At 65.1% G+C, this 685-nt stretch carries 2 protein-coding genes; both read left to right on the top strand.

The genetic code is table 11. From position 1 onward, the window contains the following. Positions 1-192: response regulator transcription factor (locus A5652_RS26865; RefSeq protein ID WP_197513975.1), on the top strand; the 192-nt coding region annotated here is incomplete at its 5' end. Positions 193-237: 45 nt separating this feature from the next. Then, a partial coding sequence (locus A5652_RS15915; RefSeq protein ID WP_156745292.1) for an ATP-binding protein occupies positions 238-685 on the top strand: 448 nt, incomplete at its 3' end.

Genomic DNA, 685 nt, shown 5'->3' with positions numbered 1-685 from the left:
TCTCTCGCACAGGGCGCGACCAACCGCGACGTCGCTACCGAGCTGCACCTCTCCCCCCACACCGTGAAGACCCACGTACGCAATGCGTTTGCCAAGCTCGGCATTACTTCCCGCGCCCAATTGGCGCAGCTCATGCGAGGCGCTGACCGATCGACAGCGCATCGGGTAGTCGACGTGCGCGGCCTAGAATGACGTGCACTGCAGTGACAGTCCGCTAGACGGAAGACAGGGAACCCCGTGGGGTCTTCAACCGGCTTATTTGATGTCGGCGGCCAGCGGCTGGTCACCCCGCCGATTCGGGGGCGGGCAGACGAGCTGAAACTGATCGGCGCACTGGTTACCGCGGTGGCCCAAGGGCGCGGGGGCGTTCTGGTCATCGAAGGTCCGCCCGGCATCGGCAAGAGTCGTTTGCTCACCGAGGTCTTGGCGCTCGCCGAGAAGGCCGGTGTTCGGGCACTGTTCGGCGAGGCGTTCGAGTATCAGCAGACGGTGCCGTTTTTCTCGCTGTTCATGGCGACGCTGCGCGCGGATCCCCCCGTCGGTGATGCGGAGGCTTTGCGTCGCTTGGGCACGTCGGCCGATCTCCGCTACTGGGTGGTGCACGATTTGGCCGACGCCATTCATACGGCAGCCGCACAGACCCCGCTGGCGATCCTTCTGGAAGACGTCCACTGGGCCGACAACG

The sequence above is a fragment of the Mycobacterium sp. 1165178.9 genome, from assembly GCF_001673555.1.
GTDB lineage: Bacteria > Actinomycetota > Actinomycetes > Mycobacteriales > Mycobacteriaceae > Mycobacterium.
Note: the sequence above shows the minus strand (reverse complement) of the source record. Positions and strands in the feature narration are given on the sequence as shown.